The organism is Prevotella sp. C0026C3, from assembly GCF_056590795.1.
In genome coordinates this window covers 1-1,931 of sequence record NZ_JBWPWW010000043.1, presented here as the reverse complement: position 1 = coordinate 1,931, position 1,931 = coordinate 1, and the positions used below count along the sequence as shown (strand labels likewise).

Here is a 1,931-nt window from a genome sequence, read left to right as displayed (position 1 = left end):
CGGATGCAAAATTATAGCTTTTTATCCTTACCACCAAATATTTAAACCAATATTTTGCGAAAAAACGAGATTTTAAGCACAACATTGATATAAATCAAGGATTATACAAAGAAATTGCCATAATCTTACGCAACAATACTCCCCTATTCTGTCAAGGAGTACTATCTTTATACTATATTTTGATACTATAGACCAACATCATTTCACTTTCACAAACCAAGGTAAACGATCTATTGGTACATCAAGTTGGTAAACTTTGCCACCATTATATATAGTTCCTTGGTCATCTCGCCATTTCCCTTTGGGCAATTTTACGGTTCGATGATTAACAGCCGTCGTTACAGGAGCTACCAAATATGTATCACCAAACATATATTGGTCGCTAACATTTTCAAAACCTTGATTGGGAAAACTATAAGCCATGTGACGAACTATAGGTTCTCCAGTTTGAGCAGATTTCTTCGCCTGTTCCAAAATATACGAACCTAGTTGTGTATGCCAGTGTGCGTATTTACGAACTATGGACAAATTTTCTTTTGATAAAATACGCCACGGGGCAACAGAGAATTGCATCATAGGCATCATTGCATGGATTTGACATGACCGAATGATGAGTGTTTGGTCAAACTTGTCTTCATCTACATTGTAAAAGCTACCATATTCACCGCCACCAATCATATCGGGACAAGTAAAAGCATAACCTAACAATCCTGCCGAAATCATATCAGGCACCAATTGGCTCACACCCACCCACGAATATTTCTTATCGCCTAAACGTTGTACCAATCCTTCATTGCCATGCCTCCAACAAGCACGCATTTCATTATATTGAAATTCCCTACCTAGCGCTGCCCACAAATATGTTTGCGCAATATCAAAGGATTTTCCATCATACACATCTACATTCTCTTCTAAATAACTATAAGAATCGCCTGCATCAAATTTAAAACCATCGATACCATATTTCTTTTGCAATTCTTTTAACTCTTCACGAATCTGATTATAAGCTTCGGGATTACTTAAATCATAAACGAAACTATATCCATTCCACCACCGAGCTACTGCAGCTTGATTTGTACCCTTTGCTTTAACAAAAAGTCCTTTAGCCTCAAAATCTCGACTCTTTTTACTATCAGGCGAAACATAAGGGCATACCCACAACATTACTTTAAATCCTAAACTGTGGAGTTCATCTATCATTTGCTTAGGATTTGGGAACTTTTCGGCCCGGAATTCCCATTCGCCATAATCTTTTTGCCAATTATCATCAATGATAAGAATGCCCGGTTCAAAACCATTATCTATAATATTATGAGCATATTTTAATATGTCGGCTTGGTTTTGATTATAGAGCAGCTCTATCCAGCTATTATAAATAGGACGCTCAAAAAATAGAGATGGTGGAATTTCTCCTGTTGTTGGAAAATGCCTATTCATTGCTCCCAAGTAAGCATCACGCAAGGTCTTACCATACGTTTGAACCTCCACCCCACCTTGCGTAGGCTGAAAATTCATCACGCGATTGGTAACCTTCAAATGGTAAGCAGCATCTAACCAAATTGCTCTTCCTTGATTTGACAATAACAAAGGTGCTGTTTGATTATTAAAATTCTCTATGCGCGTATTTACTTCTAGAGATTGGTTACTTATTGGTAATTGAGTTCCAATACCAGTTCCTACTCCCCACCAGCATTCATTGGGTAGAATATCAACCTGTTGGGCATGTACATGGCATAGTTCAACAAACAATAAGCATAAAATTATTACTTTTTTCATGACAAATACTTTTAAAAATATCTCGTTCCTTAAAAGAAACGAGATATTATACAACTTATTGCTTTATATAATCTATTAATACGCGAGTTCGGGATAAGAAAAGCTTTAGAGAAGTTCCAATTGCCTTGATTTCTCTACGTGTACCGGCAGTGCTT

The 1,931-nt window shown here is 36.9% G+C and carries 1 protein-coding gene; it reads right to left on the bottom strand.

All coding sequences use genetic code 11. From position 1 onward, the window contains the following. Positions 1-198: 198 nt before the first annotated feature. Complete coding sequence (locus AC1EK4_RS11885; RefSeq protein WP_480358406.1) at positions 199-1,776, bottom strand: glycoside hydrolase family 31 protein; 1,578 nt, start codon at positions 1,774-1,776, stop codon at positions 199-201. Positions 1,777-1,931 lie beyond the last annotated feature (155 nt).

Excerpts from the sequence above, each read along its gene's own strand:
- AC1EK4_RS11885 (WP_480358406.1), bottom strand. The coding sequence starts at position 1,776 with ATGAAAAAAGTAATAATTTTATGCTTATTGTTTGTTGAACTATGCCAT.